Source organism: Auritidibacter sp. NML130574 (assembly GCF_003185725.2).
In the GTDB taxonomy this organism is placed as follows: Bacteria; Actinomycetota; Actinomycetes; order Actinomycetales; family Micrococcaceae; genus Auritidibacter; species Auritidibacter ignavus.
In genome coordinates this window covers 1,835,641-1,854,154 of record NZ_CP031746.1, presented here as the reverse complement: position 1 = coordinate 1,854,154, position 18,514 = coordinate 1,835,641, and the positions used below count along the sequence as shown (strand labels likewise).

The following is an 18,514-nucleotide window of genomic DNA, read 5'->3' as shown; positions in this document are numbered from 1 at the left end:
TTCACTCCTTGACTGAGGTTAACCTAACACTACCGTATGAGCCACGCGGTGGAATCGGGCTCCACCATGCTCTCGGCGTAACCGGGGCCGATCAGTAGTTCCCCGGGGGCGACCGTCACCGGCCGATCCGACAGATTGGCAATAACCTCGACGCGCTGAGTCCCCGTATGGTCTTCAGTGGTGACGGTAAAGGCCAGCACCCCGCGGTGCGGATCGTGGTGGGCGGACCAGGCGAACTGACCGGAACCCAACCGGTATTCAGCCCGCAGGCGCAACAACTGCCGGTAGGTTTCCAAAAATGATCCGGGCACCCCGTCTTGTTGATCCACGGCCAAGCGGTGATAGGACTCCGGGGCCGGAAGCCACCCGTCGGGCTGACCGGCCCGCCACGGCATGGGCACCCGGGCCCCGTCGCGACCGTACTCGGCACCCCGGGTGCGCCGGTAGGTCGGATCTTGACGTGCCTCGTTCGGCAGGGTGGTGTGTTCGGGCAGGCCCAGCTCATCGCCCTGATAGATATAGGCCGAGCCCGGCAGTGCCAGCTCGATCATCGCCGCCGCCAACGCGCGTCGGCGTCCCAGGGCTTCATCCGGCTGGATGTCTTCGGCGGTGATGCTGTCCGGATAGCTGGTGGGATCCGGCAGTCCGAAGCGGGAGGCGTGCCGGACCGTATCGTGATTCGACAGCACCCAGGTCACCGGCGCCCCCACCGCGTGCGCCTCGGCGAACGAGATGTCAATAGCCTCGTGGAGCGCCTGGGCATCGTAGCCGGCGGTGAGGAAGGTGAAGTTAAAGGCCTGCTGCATCTCGTCGGGGCGCACGTAGCGGAACAGCCGGAACAGCGGCGAGATCCAGGCCTCGGCAACCATCATCCGATCCTGGTATTCCTCCAGCACCCGGTGCCAGCTACGGTAAATTTCGTGCACGCCCTCCTGATCGTAGAAGGGGTGCACCGGGGTGAAGTTGTCCCGATCAGTGATATTGTGATCCAGTTCGGCATCGGTGATCATCCCCGGCCGGTGCGGATGATCGGGTAGTCCAGCCTGTTTGACCAGTCCGTGGGCCACATCAACTCGGAACCCATCGACCCCGCGGTCCAGCCAGAACCGCAGAATATTCTCGAACTCTTCGCGCACCTCGGGGTGCTCCCAGTTCAGATCGGGTTGCGAGGTGTCAAACAGGTGCAGATAGTACGGGCCCGGGGTGCCATCCGGTTCGGTAATCTGGGTCCAGGCCTTTCCTCCGAAATGCGACAACCAGTTATTGGGCTGGTCGCGGAAAATATACCGATCCCGGGCGGCCGGGTCGCCTAAGGCCTGCTGGAACCAGGGGTGCTGATCCGAGGTATGGTTCGGCACCAAATCCACGATGATTTTCAGCCCGTGCTCGTGGGTGGCGGTAATCAGCCGGTCGGCATCGGCTAGAGCGCCAAACAGCGGATCCACGTCCCGGTAATCGGCCACATCATAGCCGGCGTCCTGTTGCGGGGAGACGTAAAAGGGCGAGAGCCAGATGGCATCCACCCCGAGCTCGGCCAGGTACGGGAGCTTGGCGATCACCCCCGGCAGATCACCCATCCCCGACCCCGTGGAATCGGCAAAGGAGCGGGGATAGATCTGGTAAATGACAGCATGGGACCACCAGGGAGTTTTGGACATGGTTCTAGCCTAATCGCATTCGGACAGGCAGTTCTGCTGACCTGCTAATCTGAACACATGCGCCACACTATGACTCCCGTCACGTATCTTGACCGTACCGCCGCCATCTATCCCGACCACACCGCCGTAGAATGTGAAGGCACCAGCTGGACGTATCGCGAATTTCACCAGCAGGTGCGCCAACTCGCCGGGGCCTTGTCGGCCACCGTCGCGCCGGGCCAGACCGTCTCGGTGGTGGCTCCGAACCTGCCTGAGATGTTGGTTGCCCACTTTGCGGTGCCGATGCTGGGGGCGGTCCTCAACCCGCTCAACCCGCGCCTGACCTCGGCCGAATTCCGCTACATTCTCGATCACGCCGAGGCCCGGATCGTGTTCGTGGACCCGGATGTCGCCGACCGTCTGGCACCGGTGTGCACCGAGCTCGGAATCGAAATGATCACGCTGGATGAGCAGCACCACCGGCCCGCCGAAAGGTGTGGTGTACACCCACCGTGGGGCCTATTTGGCCGCTCTGTCGGCTGCCTACCACTACGGCTATGATGCCACCACCCGATACCTGTGGACGCTACCGATGTTCCACTGCAACGACTGGACCGCCCCGTGGGCTGTCACCACCGCCGGGGCCGCCCCGCCACCGTCGATCATTGCCGGGCTGGAAGAACTGGGCATCACGCCGATCCCGGTCTACGGACTGACCGAAACCTACGGGCCCTTCTCGATTACTCAGGCCCAACCCGACTGGGAGGACCGCCACGCCAAGCTCTCCCGGCAGGGCGTGCCCATGATCCACGCCGGCGAGCTGGCCGTGGTGGATCCGCAGATGAATTTCTTACCGCACGACGGGGAATCCCTCGGCGAGGTCGTGGTCCGCGGTAACGGCGTGATGGCCGAATATTTCAAGGATCCCGACCACACCGCCACTGCCTTCGCCGGTGGCTGGTACCACACCGGCGATGTGGGCGTGATCGACCCCGACGGTTACCTACGACTGACTGACCGGCTCAAAGACATCATCATTTCCGGTGGCGAGAACATCTCCTCGATCGAGGTGGAAGGCGTGATCCACGCCCCGTGGCCTACATTGTCGGCGACGTCGATCCCGAGGACCTGCGGGCCCACTGCCGGGAACGACTCGCCGGGTTCAAGGTGCCCGACCGTTTCGAGATCCTGACGGAACTACCGCGCACCGCTACCGGAAAGATCCGCAAGAACGAGTTGCGCGGACAGTCCTAGCCTTTAGGACGCGACCGGACCTGCCGGTAGCGCACGCTTATGCGCTGAGGCCCGGTACGCGGAGATGATCCGCTCAGCCACGTCCTCGGGAACGATCTTGCCCTCGAGAAAGTCATCGATCTGATCATAGGTCAGTCCCAGCTCATCTTCATCGGTGCGCTGGGGCTGATCGGAGAGCAGATCCGCGGTGGGGACTTTGGCCCACAAATGTTCCGGTGCACCCAAATACCGGGCGATGCTACGCACCTGCCGCTTATTCAGTCCCTGGAGCGGGCCGATATCGAAGGCGCCATCCCCAAACTTGGTGTAGAACCCCGTCACCGCCTCCGCGGCGTGATCGGTGCCCACCACCAGATCGCCATCGATCCCGGCGAGAGCATACTGCGCCACCATGCGCATCCGCGCCTTGACATTGCCGAAATTGAAATCGCTGATCTGCTCGCCGGTGGCCTGACGGAAGGTCTCACCGAACTCATCGGTGGCTGGACCGATCTGGAACGTCACTGCCCGGGTCGGGCGAATAAACTCCACCGCAGCGGTGGCATCGGACTCATCGGCCTGCACCCGATACGGCAAACGCACCGCAGTAAACCGCGCTTCAATACCGTCCTGCTGGAGCTTCTCGACCGCCAGCTGAGCCAACCGGCCCGCCACGGTGGAATCCACCCCACCGGAAATGCCCAACACCAGCCCGGAAGCTCCGGCCTGTCGCAGGTACTGACATAAGAACTCCACCCGGCGCTGGACTTCGGTGGCCGGATCGATCTCCGGGACGACGTTCAGGGCGCTGATGATCTGTTGCTGTGCGCTCGTGCTCATAGCACCCATGCTATCTATTAGATCACGTCACCAGGAGACCTTACTCATGAGCAAACCTCCACGATCACCGGAACGTGGTCCGAGGGGCCCTTACCCTTGCGTTCGTCCCGATCGATCATGGTTTCCCCGGTGCTCACTGCCGGTGAGACCAAGGCAAAGTCGATCCGCATGCCCTCGTTCTTCGGGAAACGCAGTTTCTGATAGTCCCAGTAGGTAAAAGCCTGCTCGTGCTGGTCGCGCACGGGATCGTGCAGAATCTCTTCGAACGCGTGGAAGCGCTCCCGCTCCGGAGCGGACACGTGGGTCATCTCATTCTCATAAAAGAATTCGATATCCCATACGTCCTGATCGTAGGGTGCAATGTTCCAGTCGCCGACCAGTGCTAATTTTTGCTGGGGGTTCTCGTCGAGTTCAGCGCCAATGTGCTCCCGCAACGCATCCAGCCAGTTGAGCTTATACGCCATATGTTCATCGTTGAGCGCCCGACCGTTGGGAACGTACAACGACCACACCCGCAGATCTTCTCCGACGACCGCCGAGATTGCCCGAGCCTCTTGCACCGGGTCGTGACCGCCTTTGCCGAAGGCCGGCTGGCCCGGGAAGGTTCGTTGGACATCGGTGAGGCCCACCCGGGAGGCAATCGCGACACCGTTCCACTGGTTAAACCCGAAATGTGCGACCGCATAACCCAAGCGCTCAAAAACCTCCCAGGGGAAGTTCTCATCTTTGCACTTGGTTTCCTGGATGGCTAACACATCGGTGTCGCTACGCTCGAGGAAGTCCTCCACCCGGTCGGCCCGGGCCCGCAGTGAGTTCACATTCCAGGTCGCTAATTTCACGCTACGTCTCCTCGTTTTTCACACCACCACACGTGGACTCCATAAAGCGGACTAGAACTGCACCTCGCAGTGGTCTTGCAGATAGGTCATCCCGTCCACAAACTCGTCGTCATCGGCCAGCTCGACCACCTCGGCGTAGGCGTCGGTATCCGACGTATCGCCGGTGCGGTGGTCTTCCAGAATCTCGGCCATGGAGATGACCTGGTCGATGCCGTGGCGTAGTTGCTCATCCGAGGCGTTATTTTTGATCTCCTCGGCCTGCTCGATGAATCCCTCATCGGCGGGCTCAGGTAGGCCCTGCAATTGCTCGCACGAGTCTTCGAGCGCGTCATCGCCACCGGAGCTACACCCGGTCAGCGCCAACCCCGTCGCGAGAGTAATGAGACTTAGATGCCGGAGGCGCATTTATCAACCAGAACCTCGGCAGATGTGGGATCGACCTGTGACTCGAGACCCTGTTGTTGGGCTTCTGCGATGCTGGCTCCGTCTTCCAGGGACTGGTAGACGCTGTGGTAGGAGCCTTCGATATCTTCCAGAGCGTTGGCAAGCTCCTGATCGGAGGTGTCATGAACCATCCGAGAAAATTCGTTTAACGCCGATTCCATCTGGCCGGTGGCGCGTTCGGCGTCATCGCCGGACTCCCCTAGGGCGTTTTGGACCTTGAGTGTGACGTTGTTAAGCTTCTGACAGGTCGTGGCGATTTCATCGTTGCCAGTGCAACCGGTCAGGGTGAGACCCAGCCCGACCACGGCACTGATTCCGAGAACGGTTTTTTTCAGGTTCATGGTTCCTCATCTCCGAAAAAGCGGTGCTGTTGACACTCTACTAAAGGGGCAACGCTCGTGACGTCAATTTCCAACTCACGATGTGTTGACCAGGATAAACAGTGGGCGGTGCACCCGCCGAGGCTGATCCGGCGATGCACCGCGTAAACTAGCCTGCATGGGAACCTATACTTCGGATCGCGCTGAACTGGCGGAACTCATTAAAGACTTGGCGGTGGTGCACGGAAAAGTGACGCTGTCCTCGGGCAAACAGGCCGATTATTACATCGACCTGCGACGAGTCACTTTGCACCACCGCGCAGCTCCGCTGGTGGGGCGGGTCATGTTGGAGTTACTCTCCGACGTGGAGTTTTCCGCGGCCGGAGGATTGACCATGGGCGCCGACCCGGTCGGCACCGCAATGTTGCACCAAGCCAACCCGGCCCGGGAGTTGGATACTTTCGTGGTGCGTAAACAGGCCAAAGAACACGGTATGGGACGCCAGGTGGAAGGACCCTCGATCGAGGGGCGGAAAGTCGTGGTGTTGGAAGATACCTCGACCACCGGCGGATCGGCCTTGACCGCCGTTGAGGGTGTGCGCGCTGCCGGCGGTGAGGTCCAAGCCGTCGCTGTGCTGGTCGATCGGGATACCGGAGCGGCCGAGCGGATCCAAGACGAGGCCGGCGTCCCGTATCTGGCCGCCTTCCGTTTGAGCGATCTCGGACTCTAACCATCCCTGAAGGAGGATCACTATGGCAGACCACAAGACGGAGATTCAGCACCGCAAGACCGCACCGGCGGTGATCGCCGGGCTGATCGGTGGCTACGCCACGGCTCGGTTGACGAAGATTCGGGCCCTGGGCGCGGTCGGACTGGGTGTGGCCGGTAGCTACGCCACAAAAGCCTGGGCGCAAGCAGGTGGCGCTGGACGCGCCGTGGGACTGGCGACGGTATACCTGGGCGCTTTCGGCGCGTCGCACTGGTTATCGAAGAAAATTGGCGCGTGGCCATCGGTACTGACGGTCACCGGCATCGCCTCGGGGGCCGCCTGGGCGGTGCATGATCGGCACACCGAGCCGCACGTCGACGGCCCGACGACGTGACGGACTCCGCGCAGCACCCCACCGACAACGGCTACCACCGTGAAGTCGGTGTAGGCCCCTGGGAAGGACCCTGGCCCACCGGCGAACAGTACGATCCGCAACTACTGGCTGAGGGTGATCGTCGCAATGTGTTGGACCGGTACCGGTATTGGACGGTGGAGGCCATTGTGGCCGACCTCGACCGATCGCGCCACGGTCTGCACATTGCCATCGAGAATTGGCAGCACGATTTCAATATCGGAACCGTGGTGAGAACCGCGAACGCGTTTAACGTCGCTGGGGTGCACATCATTGGCAAACGCCGGTGGAATCGTCGTGGTGCGATGGTCACCGACCGCTACCTGCACGTTGAGCATCATCCCACTATTGACGACTTTGTGGCGTGGGCGCAAGAGAACAACCTACCGATTCTGGCCGTGGACCTTTTTGAGGATTCGGTGGCGATCGAGGAGTTCAGCTTCCCGAGGGAATGCGTGATGGTCTTTGGGCAAGAGGGACCGGGGATTTCCGAGGACATTCATCGGGCTGCCACGGCAACGTTGGCCATTGCGCAATATGGCTCAACCCGTTCAATCAATGCCGGGGTGGCCGCCGGTATCGCGATGCATGAATGGGTGCGACAGCATGCGGTTCGCCCGGCAGGTCCTGACCGCCGGGTGGTGGGTGGTTAGACTGGGGACAAACCCAGATCGATGAAGGAGCTTATATGCCTGTCGCATCCCCCGATAAGTACGCTGAGATGATTGACGCCGCGAAAAAGGGTGGCTATGCCTATCCCGCGGTGAACGTCACCAGTTCACAGACTCTCAACGCTGCTATCCGCGGTTTCGCTGAGGCAGAGTCTGACGGGATCATCCAGGTTTCGACCGGTGGTGCCGAGTATTTCTCTGGTCAGTCGGTGAAATCCATGGTCGTGGGGGCGAAGGCCTTCGCCGCCTTCGCCAAGGTAGTTGCTGATTCCTACGGTGTCACCATCGCTCTGCACACCGACCACTGCCCACAGGACAAACTCGAGGGCTTCGTTAACCCGCTCCTGGACGCCTCCGCCGAAGAAGTCAAGGCCGGTCGTGATCCGATCTTCAACTCTCACATGTGGGATGGTTCGGCAGAGCCTCTGGAAAACAACCTGCGCATTGCCGAACAGCTCCTGGAGCGAACTCAGGCCAACCACCAGATTCTCGAAGTGGAGATCGGTGTTGTCGGTGGTGAGGAAGACGGAGTGGCGAACGAGATCAATGACAAGCTCTACACTTCGGTCGAAGACGGTATGAAGACCGTTGAGGCTTTGGGAACCGGCGAGAAGGGTCGCTACATTACCGCGCTGACCTTCGGTAACGTTCACGGGGTGTACAAGCCGGGCAACGTCAAGCTGCGTCCCGAGCTGTTGGACGAAATCCAGCGTGAGGTGGGAGCCAAGGTCGGCGTGGAGCGCCCCTTCGACCTGGTCTTCCACGGTGGTTCGGGCTCGACAGATCAAGAAATTGCTGACGCTGTGTCCTATGGTGTGATCAAGATGAACATCGATACCGACACCCAGTACGCCTTCACGCGTCCGGTGGCTGCCCACATGTTTGAGAACTACGATGGGGTGCTCAAAGTTGATGGCGAAGTCGGCAACAAGAAAATGTACGACCCGCGTACCTGGGGTAAGAAAGCCGAAGCCTCCATGAGCGAGCGGATCGTTCAGGCCTGCCAGGCGCTGGGATCGGCCGGCCACGCGCTGAGATAAGCTCCGACCCTTAGTGATGCCAATATGCGTTACGCCGAGGGGTTGGATCTGGGCTCACCCAGGGTTCTGGGACAAACCAGACCCCCTTGGCGTCGATGCGTTGAATGCGCCATTTGCCTAAGTGCACATCGGTGTGGTGGCCCTGGCAGAGCAAGACCGCATTGCCCATATTGGTGTCGCCACCGTTTTCCCATTCGGTGATGTGGTGGATCTGGCAATAGGCAGCGGGCATAGTACACCCCGGTGTGGCACAACCACGATCTCGAGCCACCAATGCACGGTATTGCGCGGTGGAGAACATTCGTTTTTCTCGGCCAAGATTGAGCACTTCACTGTCACTGCCAAACACCAGTGGGATCAATCCTGCGTCACAGGCGGCTGCTCGTAATGTGCTGGGATGAATGGTTCCAGAGAATTGACCTTCAGATCTGAATCGGTGGCCCGGAGAATCATCATCGACTGGATCGCCTTCTCGGTGGTGGCTGAAGAACTTCACGAGTGATTGTCTCTTCAAATCGTCATCGAGTTGGTGTCGTCGCGACAATTGTTCGCTCAGGGTCTCGTAGTCCATAGAGATGATCATCTTGGTGGACTGACCGCGCGTTGCTGGCAACCCGTTCTTGGCGTTCCCGGCGCCAATGCCGGCGATCAGTACACCGAACAGCGCGTTCACTGCACGGTGTGCGCGATGACGGGGATCGTAGAGGTTCTCCCCGTCAAAGGAGTGCTGGTTTCCCGCCGCATCGATACTGGCCAGTGCATCGGGGGAAATCTCGGGAAAGTTTGCTTTCAATGCCTGAATAACCGGGTTCTTCGGCTCGGTCGCCGAGCTCTCATCATCTGAGTTGTGGCTGTCAGTGACACCGGTTGTCTCAGAACCACGACGTAGCACGGCATAGTTGTTTGCTGCGGCCTCAATGGTTCGCAACAGCTCGGCATTGAGGCCGAAGACGGTCCCGCCGAAGTCCAGACCACCATCCTGTCGCGAGGCGACCCAGAACTGTTCTTGAGCTGGTTGTGGTTCAAGGCCATCTTCGGGTGCGGGGCCGTCGGCATCAATGTAGTAGCACAGTTTGGGCAACCACTCACGGCACGTTTGATGGAAGTCGCCGACGCTCATGGTTTCTGCGTGACGGGTCAGCACTGGCATCATTTCTTGAAGAATCGCGTCCACCCGTGCCGGATCCGCGGATGTTCTACGGGCATAGCGTTTGAGATCTTCGGTGAGCTTGATCAGGCGGTCGGCGTTAGCGGTCCGCATGTGACCGCGCTGGAAGCTACGCGCAAAGTCTGGGAACTCAAGTTCAGGGGCGGGGCCACCTGAAATCGGTGGTGGGGGCGGAACCGTATAGTGGGCCCGCATCGTTCGCTGGGCGATATCTCTGCGACCCAGTCCGTGGTATTCCTCGAGGTACTTTTTTTCATTTTTCGGTCCTCGAATTGTGCGGGGAACTCCCAGAACTGCTTGTTGTTCTGCGGTCGTGGTCAAGGCCCGGGTGGTGAGCCCCATCAGCGTCGTCTGGAGGCCGTCAAGACCGGTGCTGAGTTCTTCGGCTGCATGGGTGAGACCAGGCAAGCTGTCGTGATAGTTATCCGGTGCGGTGAGTTCGACCTGCTCGGAATCACGATCAGAGGCCAGCGTGGAGTTCCAGTCGGTAGCCGAGGCGTCTTCGCGCCACCTGGCGAGGTCATCGAAGGCACTCTCTGAGCCCATGCGCGACCCTAATGCTTGGAGTACCCGGCACGCGGCGTGGAGCATCTCGCCCGGCGATGCCTCTCGCAGGGCTTCTTCGTCGAGGAGACCCGGAACAGCCTGCATGTCGCGACTGCGCGGATCCGCCGTCACTGACATGCTCTTCACCACCTCAATGCGTTCGATAAACCATCTGATTGTTCGAGTTATACTCCCATAATATCGTACAGCTGTTCCCATAACAAGGGTGCACGCGAAGGGTGTGGATGGCTGCAAACCGCTTAATCATGCGGGAGTTGCGGTTGACGTCAAGTGTGCGTTTCGAACAGTGGACAACCGGCACTCGAACGGCTTAATCGAACATGTGCGACGTCTGAACAGTCACCGGCAACAACTCTGCGGAGGTATTCCAGCCCACGGTGGTCGTTTAGAGTATGTGCCATGAGCTATGCCGTGATTGTGATCTACGTACCGACCGAGAACGCCGAAGCAGTCCGTGACGCGCTCGCTGAGGCGGTGGGCCCGATCGGTGAGTATTACGGAGCATCGTTCACCTCTCAGGGCACCGGGCGGTTCACTCCGTTGCCGGGGGCTGCACCGGCCATTGGAGAGGTAGCGCGTGCCGAGGAAGTGGCTGAAGACCGGATCGAGATGATGGCCCCGATCGATAAAGCGCGGGCAGCGGTGCAAGCCGCACTCGCGGTGCACCCGTACGAGCAACCGGCCTATCACATCATCCCGGTCTCGACCCTGGAGGATTTTCGTGAGTAATGGGTGCCCGGGCACCGGGGCGCCCAGGGCGTTAAAAAAGCCTGCCACCGATGGCACAACTGTGGTGGTTGGCTGCGGTGGCAGGCGTTAGTCAAACCCTTAGTCAGACTCGGTGAGAGTTACTCAGCGTCTTCTTCCTCGGCGTTTTCCTCGTCTGAGGCGTCCTCGGAGGACTCGGAGCTGTCGCCTTCGGCGGGGATGATTTCACCGTTGGGCCATTCTTCCGTGATGAAGTCGGCAACTTCCTGGGAGTGCAACAGCTCCTCCAGGGTGGCAATGGCGTCGTTATCGTCGCCGGCACGCCAGACGAGCATGTTGCCCCACGGGCTGTCCTCGGCGGATTCCACGACCAGGGCGTCATCGACGCTCAGTCCGGCCTCCAGGAAGTAGTTGCCGTTGATGATGGCCAGGTCGATGGAGTCATCATCGACGACCTGAGCCAAGAACTCCGGCTGGGATTCTTCGAACTCCAGGCCCTTGGGGTTCTGTTCGTCGGTCAGATCCAGCGCGCCCTGGTCGTCACCGATGTCTTCCAGCAGACCTTCGGCTTCCAGCAGCTGCAGTGCGCGGGGCTGGTTGGCCGGGTCGTTGGTGATACCGATGGTGGCGCCATCGGGCAGATCGTCAATGGAGTCGTGCTTCTCGGAGAAGCCAGCGTAGGGCTCCAGGTGGATCGGATCGCCGTGATCGAAATCGTATCCCAGGTCCTCTTCCTGCTGTTCCAGGAAGGGCAGGTGCTGGTAGTAGTTAGCGTCGTCGCCGCCTTCGTCCAGCACACGGTTCGGGGTCTGGTAGTCATCGTATTCGTTGATTTCCAGGTCGATACCGGCATCTTCGGCCAGATTCTCATCGACGTACTCCAGGATCCGAGCATGCGGAACCGGGTTGGCACCAACGGTGATGGTGGTGACGTCTCCGTCGCCACCATTGTCGCCACCGCCTTCTTCACCGCAACCGGTCAGCACCAGGGCGGTGATGGTGGCGGTAGCCCCGAGGGCCAGTCCGTGGCGGATGCGACGGCGTGAGGTGAATGAGGTCATCAGAGAGTTCTCCTTCCAAGGTGGGTGTGTGGTTCGTTGGGGAGGAAAGCTTAACGGTGGTCGACGTACTTGACGATCTGATCGCCGATGAACTGGATGATCTGGACCAGCACCACGATCAGGATCACGGTCACCAGCATCACGGCGGTGTCGAAGCGCTGGTAGCCGTAGTTATAGGCGAGTCGGCCCAGACCGCCACCGCCGACCAGCCCGGCCATGGCGGAGTAGCCGATCAGCACCACGATCGTATTGGTGGAAGCGGCCACCAGTCCGGGGAGGGCTTCGGGCAGATAGATCTTGGACACGATCTGGGCCTTCGATAGGCCCATGACCTGGGCGGCGTCCACGGTGCCGGCGGGGACTTCACGCAGTGCGGTTTCGACCAGGCGGGCGAAGAACGGTGCGGTGGCGATGGTCAGGGACACCGTGGCGGCGATGGGGCCGATGGCAGTGCCGACCAAGAACTGGGTGAAGGGGATCAGCGCGACGATCAAGATCGCGTAGGGGATCGAGCGGGTGATGTTGACGATGATCGAGGAGATGATCACGTACAGCCAACGTACCGGTGCAAGTCCGCCCGGGCGGGTGATGTGCATGATCAGGCCGACGATCAGCCCGAGGATGATGGTCGCGATCGAGGAGATCACCACCATTTGGATGGTCTCCCACAGGGCTTCGGGCACGGCATTGGTGATGGCGCGGTTTTCGAGCACGTTCTCGGTGAACCAATCCATTACAGATCACCTGCCTTCAGGGCGCGAGCTTGGAATCCGGCGGCGCGCAGGACTTGTAAGGCTGGTTCGGCAGCGGGTGGCTGGTCCCCGCCGGTTACGGACAAAAGCTGGTGGGCGAACCGAGTGGGTCCGAGGTATTCGATGGTGCCGGTGGAGACGATGGCCTTCACCGGCAGGGCCTCTTCCAGCACGGTGGTAGGGGCGGGTAGGTGTTCGCCGGAGCCCAGCACCTCGATCAGCGTGGCTTGGGGGTCGCGGTGGGCTTCATCGAGTTCGTCCAGTGGCAACAACGCGGCGGAGAGCTGACCGTTCAGGTGGGCGGCGACTTCTTCCAGCGGACCGGATTCGACGATGCGACCTGCGTCCAGCAGAGAGACGGCGTCGCACAGGGTTTTGACCACGTGCATTTCGTGGGTAATCACCACCACGGTGAGGTTGAGTCGGTGGGCCACCGAGCGGATCAGCTCCAGGATCTCTTTGGTGGTGGCCGGGTCGAGGGCGGAGGTGGGTTCATCGCACAGTAGCACGTCCGGGTCGGCAGCCAAGGCGCGGGCGATGCCGACGCGTTGACGCTGTCCGCCCGATAGCTGGGCGGGGTAGGCCTCGTGGAAGCCGTCGAGGCCGACGAGATTGACCAGTTCGGTGGCACGCTGTTTGCGTTCGGAGCTGGAGACCGAGGAGATCTCCAACGGCAGGGCCACGTTGTCGACGACGGTGCGCGAGGACAGCAGGTTGGCGTTCTGAAACACCACGCCGATCCGACGGCGGGCCTGACGCAGTTGTTTGGCCGAGGAGTTGCTCAGCACCGTGTCGTTGACCGCGACGGTGCCTTCGGTGGGGTGATCCAACAGGGTCAGGCAACGCACCAGGGTGGATTTCCCCGCCCCGGAACGACCAATAATGCCGTGGATCGAGCCGGTGGGAACCTGAAGGTTCACGTCATCTAACGCCCGAACCTCACGGGCGTTTTGTCGGTAGACCTTGGTCAGGCCTTCAACAGTGATCATGCAGGGGTATCTCCTGATCCTGATGCGCAGAGCCGGTGGGTTCAGTGCATCGTGAGCGTGCTGACATTGCTGACAATGAGGTACCTCAAGAATAGGGGACACTGACTCGCAGCGCGGTATCGGTGTGAACGTGATTTCACCGGGAATGTCACATGGTGTCATCTTCGGAACTTCGCCAGGCTGGGTACAGTGGAAGCAGAATCTATGCGCTGAGGTGGCGAAAGGAGCCTGTTGTGGCCTCGATGATCGGTAAGAACTTGATGGAACCCGAGCCCACTCTGTTGGCGGCGGAACCGGAGGTGGACCAACGGCTGCAGGCCGGTGACCTGCCGGAGGATCTGGTGCCGGTGGCCCCGCGGTCCTCGCTGGTGTGGGCGTTATTGGCCGAGGACGCCTGGCAGGAGGGGCGGACCGTGGACTCGTACGCTTATGCGCGGGTGGGATACCACCGGGGACTGGACGCGCTACGGGCGGCCGGATGGCGCGGGCAGGGCCCGGTCCCGTACTCGCATGAACCCAATCGCGGATTTTTGCGCGCACTGTACGCTCTGGGCCGAGCCGCTGCCGCGATCGGGGAATCCGATGAGGTGGAGCGGATCACGACACTGTTGCATGACTGTGACCCCAGCGCGGTGGAGCAGATCGAGGCTCGCTAGCGTTACGGGTTGTCCTGCTGTGGGCGGGGTAGTGAGTCGATAAACTCCCAAAATAGCTCGCCGGCGCGGGCGAGGTTAGCCAGGAAGGTCTCGGGGCCTTGGGAGTTTTTGTCGTGCCAGCTGACGCAGAATTCTCCGTGGGCGGGTTTGGGCGTGTAGCTGATGCCGAAGCCTTCGGAGATCGTGGGGGGCGAAGGCATACCGGATGATCTGCTCGGGGCCACCAACCGAGGTGGTGGACAAAAAGTCCCGGCGGACCGACCGGATGGCCGGGTCGGTGAAGAACGGGTCGGAGGCCATCAGCGTGTTATCGGCGATCGCGGTGGCTTCCAATAGTTGCAGGTGTCGGTCCATCCCGGATCCGGCCTTGCATTTCTTGACCCAGATCCGGTGGGGGTTCAGCGCATCGATCAGCAGATTTTCGGTAGCCTTCCCTTGAGCCAGCGCGGTGGCAAAGCGCACGGCTTCCGGGGTGGCAGCCCGGAGGCATTCGGTGCGACCGGCGCGAAATTCGCGTATGTCCACGGCCTCGTAGACCGCCCGGATATGCTGGAAGGTCAAGTACTGGGCGGTCGACATCATCAGCTGGGCGCAGGCGTCTCGGCTGAGCTTGAGCGGATAGTTATCCACGGGTAAGAGCCGGTCCACCTCGACCATCGCCACCTGATAGTGGCGAGCGCGCTCGCGGTAGTGCTCCACCTCAGGCGTGAAGCGCTCCAGTAGCTCATCGGTGAACTCCCAGGTCAACGGTTCACTGGCTAGCTCGGGCTGGTGTGGATCCATGGTGGTGGGCTGGGGGTCGAGAGCCTGGATCCGTTGGAGTGCGGTGACCAGGGTGGCCCCGTCCACTCCGGTGTGTTCGACCTCCATGCACAACCAGTCGTGGTGGAGCCCGACCTGGTAGCTGATGGGCTTATAGACCCAGGCTGCCCCGGGGCGGAAGGCAAAGTTGCGCAACTCAGCGGCCCGGGGCAGGTCTGCCTCGGTGATGTCGACGGTGAAGAGCGTGTTTTTCAACCGCTGATAGGTCTGTTCATTCTCTCCTACAGCCCGCAGTTCTGGCAGGTGCTCGGCCAAGAACTCAGAGCCCAGTGCGGAGATCGCGGCGAAGTTTGGTTGCTGGGCTTGTTGGGCTTGCTGGGCGGTGTGTGCCTCGTCCAGAATCTGGTCGAGGGCGACCCGCAGTTGCGTGGGGGTGGCCAGGGTGCCGGTCTGATCGGTCACGGTGACCGCGTGTAGCTGGCCGCGGTAGAACACGCCAATCTCGCGCTCGCGGGCATCGAGGGTGCACGGCTCGATCACGTCTTCATCGACCTGCGGGGTGCGGATCCCGCCGTTGAAGGTAAACCACTGGTTCATCGTGATGCGGTTGCCACGGGCATCGATCTCTTCGGGCATCTCGTCACGGGCCTGGATGAGGTGGAACCGGAGCAGGCGGTGTACGAGGTCGGCGACTCGAGCAGATCCGGTCTTCTCGGAGGGGATTTCGATCTGGAAAGCCACATTGGAGGCCAGCATCAGTGGATCGCGGACCGCGAGATAACTGGAGCACCAATAATCGGACATCCAGTTGGTGCCGGTGGCCTCGGCCCGAGAGGCTAGCTGTTCCAGCTGAGATTGCAGGATGGGGCCGTTGCGAGTGCGGAAGGAGTTGATGATCTTTTCGGCGTGGGCGAATTCCTCCCCGGCCAACAGGGCACGTAGCGCGTGGCGGAGCGTGTCCAAGGTGTCATCAAGATGTGGGAGAGGTAGTGGCTTGAGGTCGACGGTGGCCGGGTGCGGGGAGAGGGTCACAGCGGTATGGGCTTTCTCTTCGACAAGCTGGGTTACCTCTATTGTCACCTGTCGGTGAGGTTGCTGTCAGGAGCCCTACCGCCCGGTAGATAAAGTCACGAAAGAATAACAGGATATTCTCAGGTTTTCGCGGGATCGGCACGAGCATGCGGATTAAAGGGTGTGACTTCGGAGTGAATCCTCAGTTAATTCAGACGGTCGGTTGCGAATAGGTAACGATTATGTCACGGTGGATAACAGTCAGATAACAACGCGCTGTTCGGGCGCGGCCCATTGATGTTCTCATCACGAGTAGAGATCACGAGATAGAGAAGGAATCCTCATTGATGACTTATTTAACTCGTCGCGAGCGTATTGACGCTGAGCGGGCCTTGAAGCAGGCTGCCACCCGCCGTCGTCGGAAGAATGTGACCAGCGGGCTGGTCGGTGTTGCTGCGGTGGCTGGTGCTACCTTCACCGGAATGAATTCGGCCACCGCTGCCCTGGAAGATGTGCCGGCCGATGCGGAGGGATCTTCGACGGCGGCTCAGGTGGGCCCGAATAGCACCTCCGATAGCGCCAACACCGCTTCGGCTGAAACATCTGCTGATACCTACACCGTGGAAGCCGGGGATACGCTCTCACAGATCGCCGGCGAGTTGGGCGTGAGCCTCAATGAGTTACTGGAGGCCAATAATATTTCGGCCTCTACCACCATTTACCCCGGCCAAGAGCTGACCGTTCCGGGCGCAACGGAGTCCACCGGGGAACAGGCGCAGACTGCCTCCAATACTGCCTCCAATACTGCCTCCAATGCTGAGACAGTAACCAGTGAGGCGTCGGCCGATGAACCCCTGGATGTTCAAACCGTCTCGGCAACTAGCTCGGCCAGTGGCTGGCAGGGCCAGGCCGTGAACGCGGCCATCGACATCGTCAATTCCGGTGCTGTGTACAGCTTTGGCGCTAATGGCCCTTCGGCCTATGACTGCTCGGCCTTCGTCAAGGCCGCTTACGCCAGTGCGGGCAAGGATTTGCCACGTACCTCATCCGCCCAGTACTCGGCAGCCAACCAGCATGTCTCCCTGGACAACCTGCAAGCCGGTGACCTGGTGTTCTGGTCCAATAATGGCTCCGCCTCGGGCATTTATCACGTGGCCATATACATCGGTGATGGCCAGATTGCTCAGGCCCGTAACCCCAGCGCGGGTATTACCATTGACAACCTGTCGACCTACCAGCAGTACAACCCGCCGATCCAGACTGCCGCTCGGTTCTAAGACCACCGAGCTCTCGGTGCTCAGCCCAGCTGGAGTGTTACAGTTGGGGTAGGTCGTCGAGTAGATGTCGGGTGTAGGAATGTGACGGGTTGTCAAGGACGTCATTGACCGGCCCGTGGTCGACAATTTCGCCCTGGTTCAACACTGCCACTTGCGTGGCGATGTGTCGGGCCAGGGCGATGTTGTGTGTGACGAAGAGTAGGGCCAGCCCGCGCTGGTGGCGCAATTGGTTCACGCCCTGCGCGGTTTTCAGTCGAGTCTCGACGACTAGTTGTAGTTCCTTGGGAGGTTGTGAACGGGATTTGAGTTGAAGGAAGACCCCCGGTATCGAGGTGGGTACTGACATGCACCTAGAACCGGTGGTCTTTGATGACTCACTGGAATGCACGGGTGACCGTTGAGGGTAGGCGCCGGCTCGTGTGTTTTGTCGTCGATCATGGCTGGTCTCAGCCACGTGTTGCTGAACGGTTCCAAGTCTCACCCAGCGACGGTGTCTGGCTGGATTCGCTGGCACCGGGCAGCGACCGGTTTGGCTGACCGCTCGAGCCGTCGGCACCACGGCCCGGACAGGCTCAGCGCACCCACCGAGCGTCGCATCATCGCGCTGCGGTTCAACCGCCGATGGGGGCCACGCCGGATCGGCTATCACCTGCACCTGCCACGCTCGACCGTCGGGCGGGTGCTGGCCCGGTACCGGATGCTCAAGCTGGAGTGCATCGATCAGGTCACCGGTCCTCCGGTTCCCCGGCCTGGGCCGTGTCGCGACGAAGCCGACTGCCCCGGCCAGCTGATCCACGTTGATGTCAAAATGCTTGGCCGCATTCCTGGCGGTGGTCGGTGGCGGGCTCATGGCCGCGGTTCGGTCCAGGACCGGAAGGTCCACTCCTCACGGGGCAAAGCCGCCCGTGCCGGGCAGTCTTCATCGCGCCGGTATCGGTACCTGCATCACGGGCGTGGATGACTACTGCCGGCTGGTCTACTCCGAGATCCTTGACGACGAGAAGAAACACATCACAGCAGGCTTCTGGAAGCCGGCGAACAGGTTCTTGACCGGGATCGGTGTCAGCGTGGAAGCGGTGATGACCGATAACGGGGCTTGTTACCGGTCCGGGGACTTCAGCAGAGTACTCGGGGACGGGGTCAGGCACAAACGGGCCACGCCACGTCGTCCGCAGACGTACGGGAAACTCCAGCGGTTCAACCCGACGCTGATGACCGAATGGGCCCACGCGAGACACTATGCCAGCCAGAGTGCTTGCGAAAACTCGTACACAACGTTCGTGCATGACTGCAACCACCACCAAGCCCCCACCACTATCGGGGGGGACTCTCACCAGTAGACCGCGTTCACAACCTCACAAGGACTTACACCTAGCGCTTCACGCTAACCGGCTAGAGTCGCCCGCGCCGCACAAAAA

The 18,514-nt window shown here is 61.0% G+C and carries 20 protein-coding genes and 2 pseudogenes; 11 read left to right on the top strand and 11 right to left on the bottom strand.

Going from position 1 to position 18,514, the window contains the following annotated elements:
- Nucleotides 1-29: 29 nt before the first annotated feature.
- Nucleotides 30-1,658: a glycoside hydrolase family 13 protein gene (locus DCC27_RS08355; protein WP_110110518.1), complete on the bottom strand. Its 1,629-nt coding sequence runs from the start codon at nt 1,656-1,658 to the stop codon at nt 30-32.
- 69 nt (nt 1,659-1,727) lie between these two features.
- Between DCC27_RS08355 and DCC27_RS12680 the strand changes: the two genes are divergently transcribed.
- From DCC27_RS12680 to DCC27_RS12515, 3 genes and pseudogenes are all read left to right on the top strand, one after another.
- The gene (locus DCC27_RS12680; RefSeq protein ID WP_256372017.1) at nt 1,728-2,198 is read left to right on the top strand and encodes an AMP-binding protein; all 471 of its coding nucleotides are present in this window, start codon (nt 1,728-1,730) and stop codon (nt 2,196-2,198) included.
- Nucleotides 2,104-2,496: pseudogene (locus DCC27_RS12675) on the top strand (AMP-binding protein); the annotation flags it as partial. The gene DCC27_RS12680 and the pseudogene DCC27_RS12675, both read left to right, overlap by 95 nt.
- 233 nt (nt 2,497-2,729) lie before the next feature.
- Nucleotides 2,730-2,891 (top strand): hypothetical protein, encoded by a 162-nt coding sequence (locus DCC27_RS12515; protein WP_233487981.1) that lies wholly within the window; start codon nt 2,730-2,732, stop codon nt 2,889-2,891.
- A gap of 3 nt (nt 2,892-2,894) precedes the next feature.
- Here the strand turns inward: DCC27_RS12515 and nadE are convergent, their stop codons facing one another.
- The 4 genes from nadE to DCC27_RS08330 are packed head-to-tail and all read right to left on the bottom strand — an operon-like array spanning nt 2,895 to nt 5,334.
- Nucleotides 2,895-3,710: an ammonia-dependent NAD(+) synthetase gene (gene nadE, locus DCC27_RS08345; RefSeq protein ID WP_110110548.1), complete on the bottom strand. Its 816-nt coding sequence runs from the start codon at nt 3,708-3,710 to the stop codon at nt 2,895-2,897.
- 44 nt (nt 3,711-3,754) lie between these two features.
- A complete protein-coding gene (locus DCC27_RS08340) occupies nt 3,755-4,549 on the bottom strand; it encodes an exodeoxyribonuclease III (protein WP_110101268.1) in 795 nt (264 codons plus the stop codon).
- A 51-nt stretch (nt 4,550-4,600) separates the two neighbouring features.
- Nucleotides 4,601-4,954, bottom strand: coding sequence for a hypothetical protein (locus DCC27_RS08335; protein WP_110099086.1), 354 nt, complete (start codon nt 4,952-4,954; stop codon nt 4,601-4,603).
- Nucleotides 4,936-5,334, bottom strand: coding sequence for a hypothetical protein (locus DCC27_RS08330; protein WP_110099087.1), 399 nt, complete (start codon nt 5,332-5,334; stop codon nt 4,936-4,938). The genes DCC27_RS08335 and DCC27_RS08330 overlap by 19 nt, the downstream gene beginning before the upstream one ends.
- 157 nt (nt 5,335-5,491) lie before the next feature.
- On the opposite strand from DCC27_RS08330, the gene pyrE reads away from it, so the two are divergent.
- The 4 genes from pyrE to fbaA are packed head-to-tail and all read left to right on the top strand — an operon-like array spanning nt 5,492 to nt 8,145.
- Entirely contained in the window at nt 5,492-6,043 is a 552-nt protein-coding gene (gene pyrE / locus DCC27_RS08325) for an orotate phosphoribosyltransferase (protein ID WP_110110517.1), read from the top strand.
- Nucleotides 6,044-6,065: 22 nt separating this feature from the next.
- The gene (locus DCC27_RS08320) at nt 6,066-6,416 is read left to right on the top strand and encodes a hypothetical protein (RefSeq protein ID WP_110101269.1); all 351 of its coding nucleotides are present in this window, start codon (nt 6,066-6,068) and stop codon (nt 6,414-6,416) included.
- On the top strand, nt 6,413-7,087 hold the full coding sequence (locus tag DCC27_RS08315) for an RNA methyltransferase (RefSeq protein WP_110110516.1): 675 nt from the start codon (nt 6,413-6,415) through the stop codon (nt 7,085-7,087). The genes DCC27_RS08320 and DCC27_RS08315 overlap by 4 nt, the downstream gene beginning before the upstream one ends.
- A gap of 35 nt (nt 7,088-7,122) precedes the next feature.
- Nucleotides 7,123-8,145, top strand: a complete 1,023-nt coding sequence (fbaA, locus tag DCC27_RS08310) for a class II fructose-bisphosphate aldolase (RefSeq protein ID WP_110110515.1) — start codon at nt 7,123-7,125, stop codon at nt 8,143-8,145.
- A gap of 10 nt (nt 8,146-8,155) precedes the next feature.
- Here the strand turns inward: fbaA and DCC27_RS08305 are convergent, their stop codons facing one another.
- Entirely contained in the window at nt 8,156-9,997 is a 1,842-nt protein-coding gene (locus DCC27_RS08305) for an HNH endonuclease signature motif containing protein (RefSeq protein WP_158524613.1), read from the bottom strand.
- A 282-nt stretch (nt 9,998-10,279) separates the two neighbouring features.
- Here DCC27_RS08305 and DCC27_RS08300 point away from each other — a divergent pair, with 282 nt between their 5' ends.
- On the top strand, nt 10,280-10,609 hold the full coding sequence (locus DCC27_RS08300; protein WP_110101273.1) for a hypothetical protein: 330 nt from the start codon (nt 10,280-10,282) through the stop codon (nt 10,607-10,609).
- 119 nt (nt 10,610-10,728) lie between these two features.
- Here the strand turns inward: DCC27_RS08300 and DCC27_RS08295 are convergent, their stop codons facing one another.
- Genes DCC27_RS08295 through DCC27_RS08285 form a run of 3 tightly spaced genes read right to left on the bottom strand, consistent with a single transcriptional unit; the run spans nt 10,729 to nt 13,390 of the window.
- Nucleotides 10,729-11,649: a MetQ/NlpA family ABC transporter substrate-binding protein gene (locus tag DCC27_RS08295; protein ID WP_110101274.1), complete on the bottom strand. Its 921-nt coding sequence runs from the start codon at nt 11,647-11,649 to the stop codon at nt 10,729-10,731.
- A 50-nt stretch (nt 11,650-11,699) separates the two neighbouring features.
- Nucleotides 11,700-12,383, bottom strand: coding sequence for a methionine ABC transporter permease (locus DCC27_RS08290; RefSeq protein WP_110099095.1), 684 nt, complete (start codon nt 12,381-12,383; stop codon nt 11,700-11,702).
- The gene (locus DCC27_RS08285; RefSeq protein ID WP_110110514.1) at nt 12,383-13,390 is read right to left on the bottom strand and encodes a methionine ABC transporter ATP-binding protein; all 1,008 of its coding nucleotides are present in this window, start codon (nt 13,388-13,390) and stop codon (nt 12,383-12,385) included. The genes DCC27_RS08290 and DCC27_RS08285 overlap by 1 nt, the downstream gene beginning before the upstream one ends.
- 233 nt (nt 13,391-13,623) lie before the next feature.
- Here DCC27_RS08285 and DCC27_RS08280 point away from each other — a divergent pair, with 233 nt between their 5' ends.
- Complete coding sequence (locus DCC27_RS08280; protein ID WP_370443920.1) at nt 13,624-14,046, top strand: DUF3151 domain-containing protein; 423 nt, start codon at nt 13,624-13,626, stop codon at nt 14,044-14,046.
- A 75-nt stretch (nt 14,047-14,121) separates the two neighbouring features.
- Here DCC27_RS08280 and DCC27_RS08275 read toward each other — a convergent pair whose 3' ends face one another.
- Complete coding sequence (locus DCC27_RS08275) at nt 14,122-15,888, bottom strand: choline/carnitine O-acyltransferase (protein WP_110110513.1); 1,767 nt, start codon at nt 15,886-15,888, stop codon at nt 14,122-14,124.
- 278 nt (nt 15,889-16,166) lie between these two features.
- Here DCC27_RS08275 and DCC27_RS08270 point away from each other — a divergent pair, with 278 nt between their 5' ends.
- Nucleotides 16,167-17,096 carry a C40 family peptidase gene (locus tag DCC27_RS08270; protein ID WP_110110512.1) on the top strand — a complete coding sequence of 310 codons (930 nt, stop codon included), beginning with the start codon at nt 16,167-16,169 and terminating at the stop codon, nt 17,094-17,096.
- Nucleotides 17,097-17,133: 37 nt separating this feature from the next.
- Here DCC27_RS08270 and DCC27_RS12315 read toward each other — a convergent pair whose 3' ends face one another.
- Complete coding sequence (locus DCC27_RS12315) at nt 17,134-17,442, bottom strand: hypothetical protein (RefSeq protein WP_210403463.1); 309 nt, start codon at nt 17,440-17,442, stop codon at nt 17,134-17,136.
- A gap of 23 nt (nt 17,443-17,465) precedes the next feature.
- Here DCC27_RS12315 and DCC27_RS08260 point away from each other — a divergent pair.
- Nucleotides 17,466-18,471: pseudogene (locus DCC27_RS08260) on the top strand (IS481 family transposase).
- The last annotated feature ends 43 nt before the right edge of the window (nt 18,472-18,514 follow it).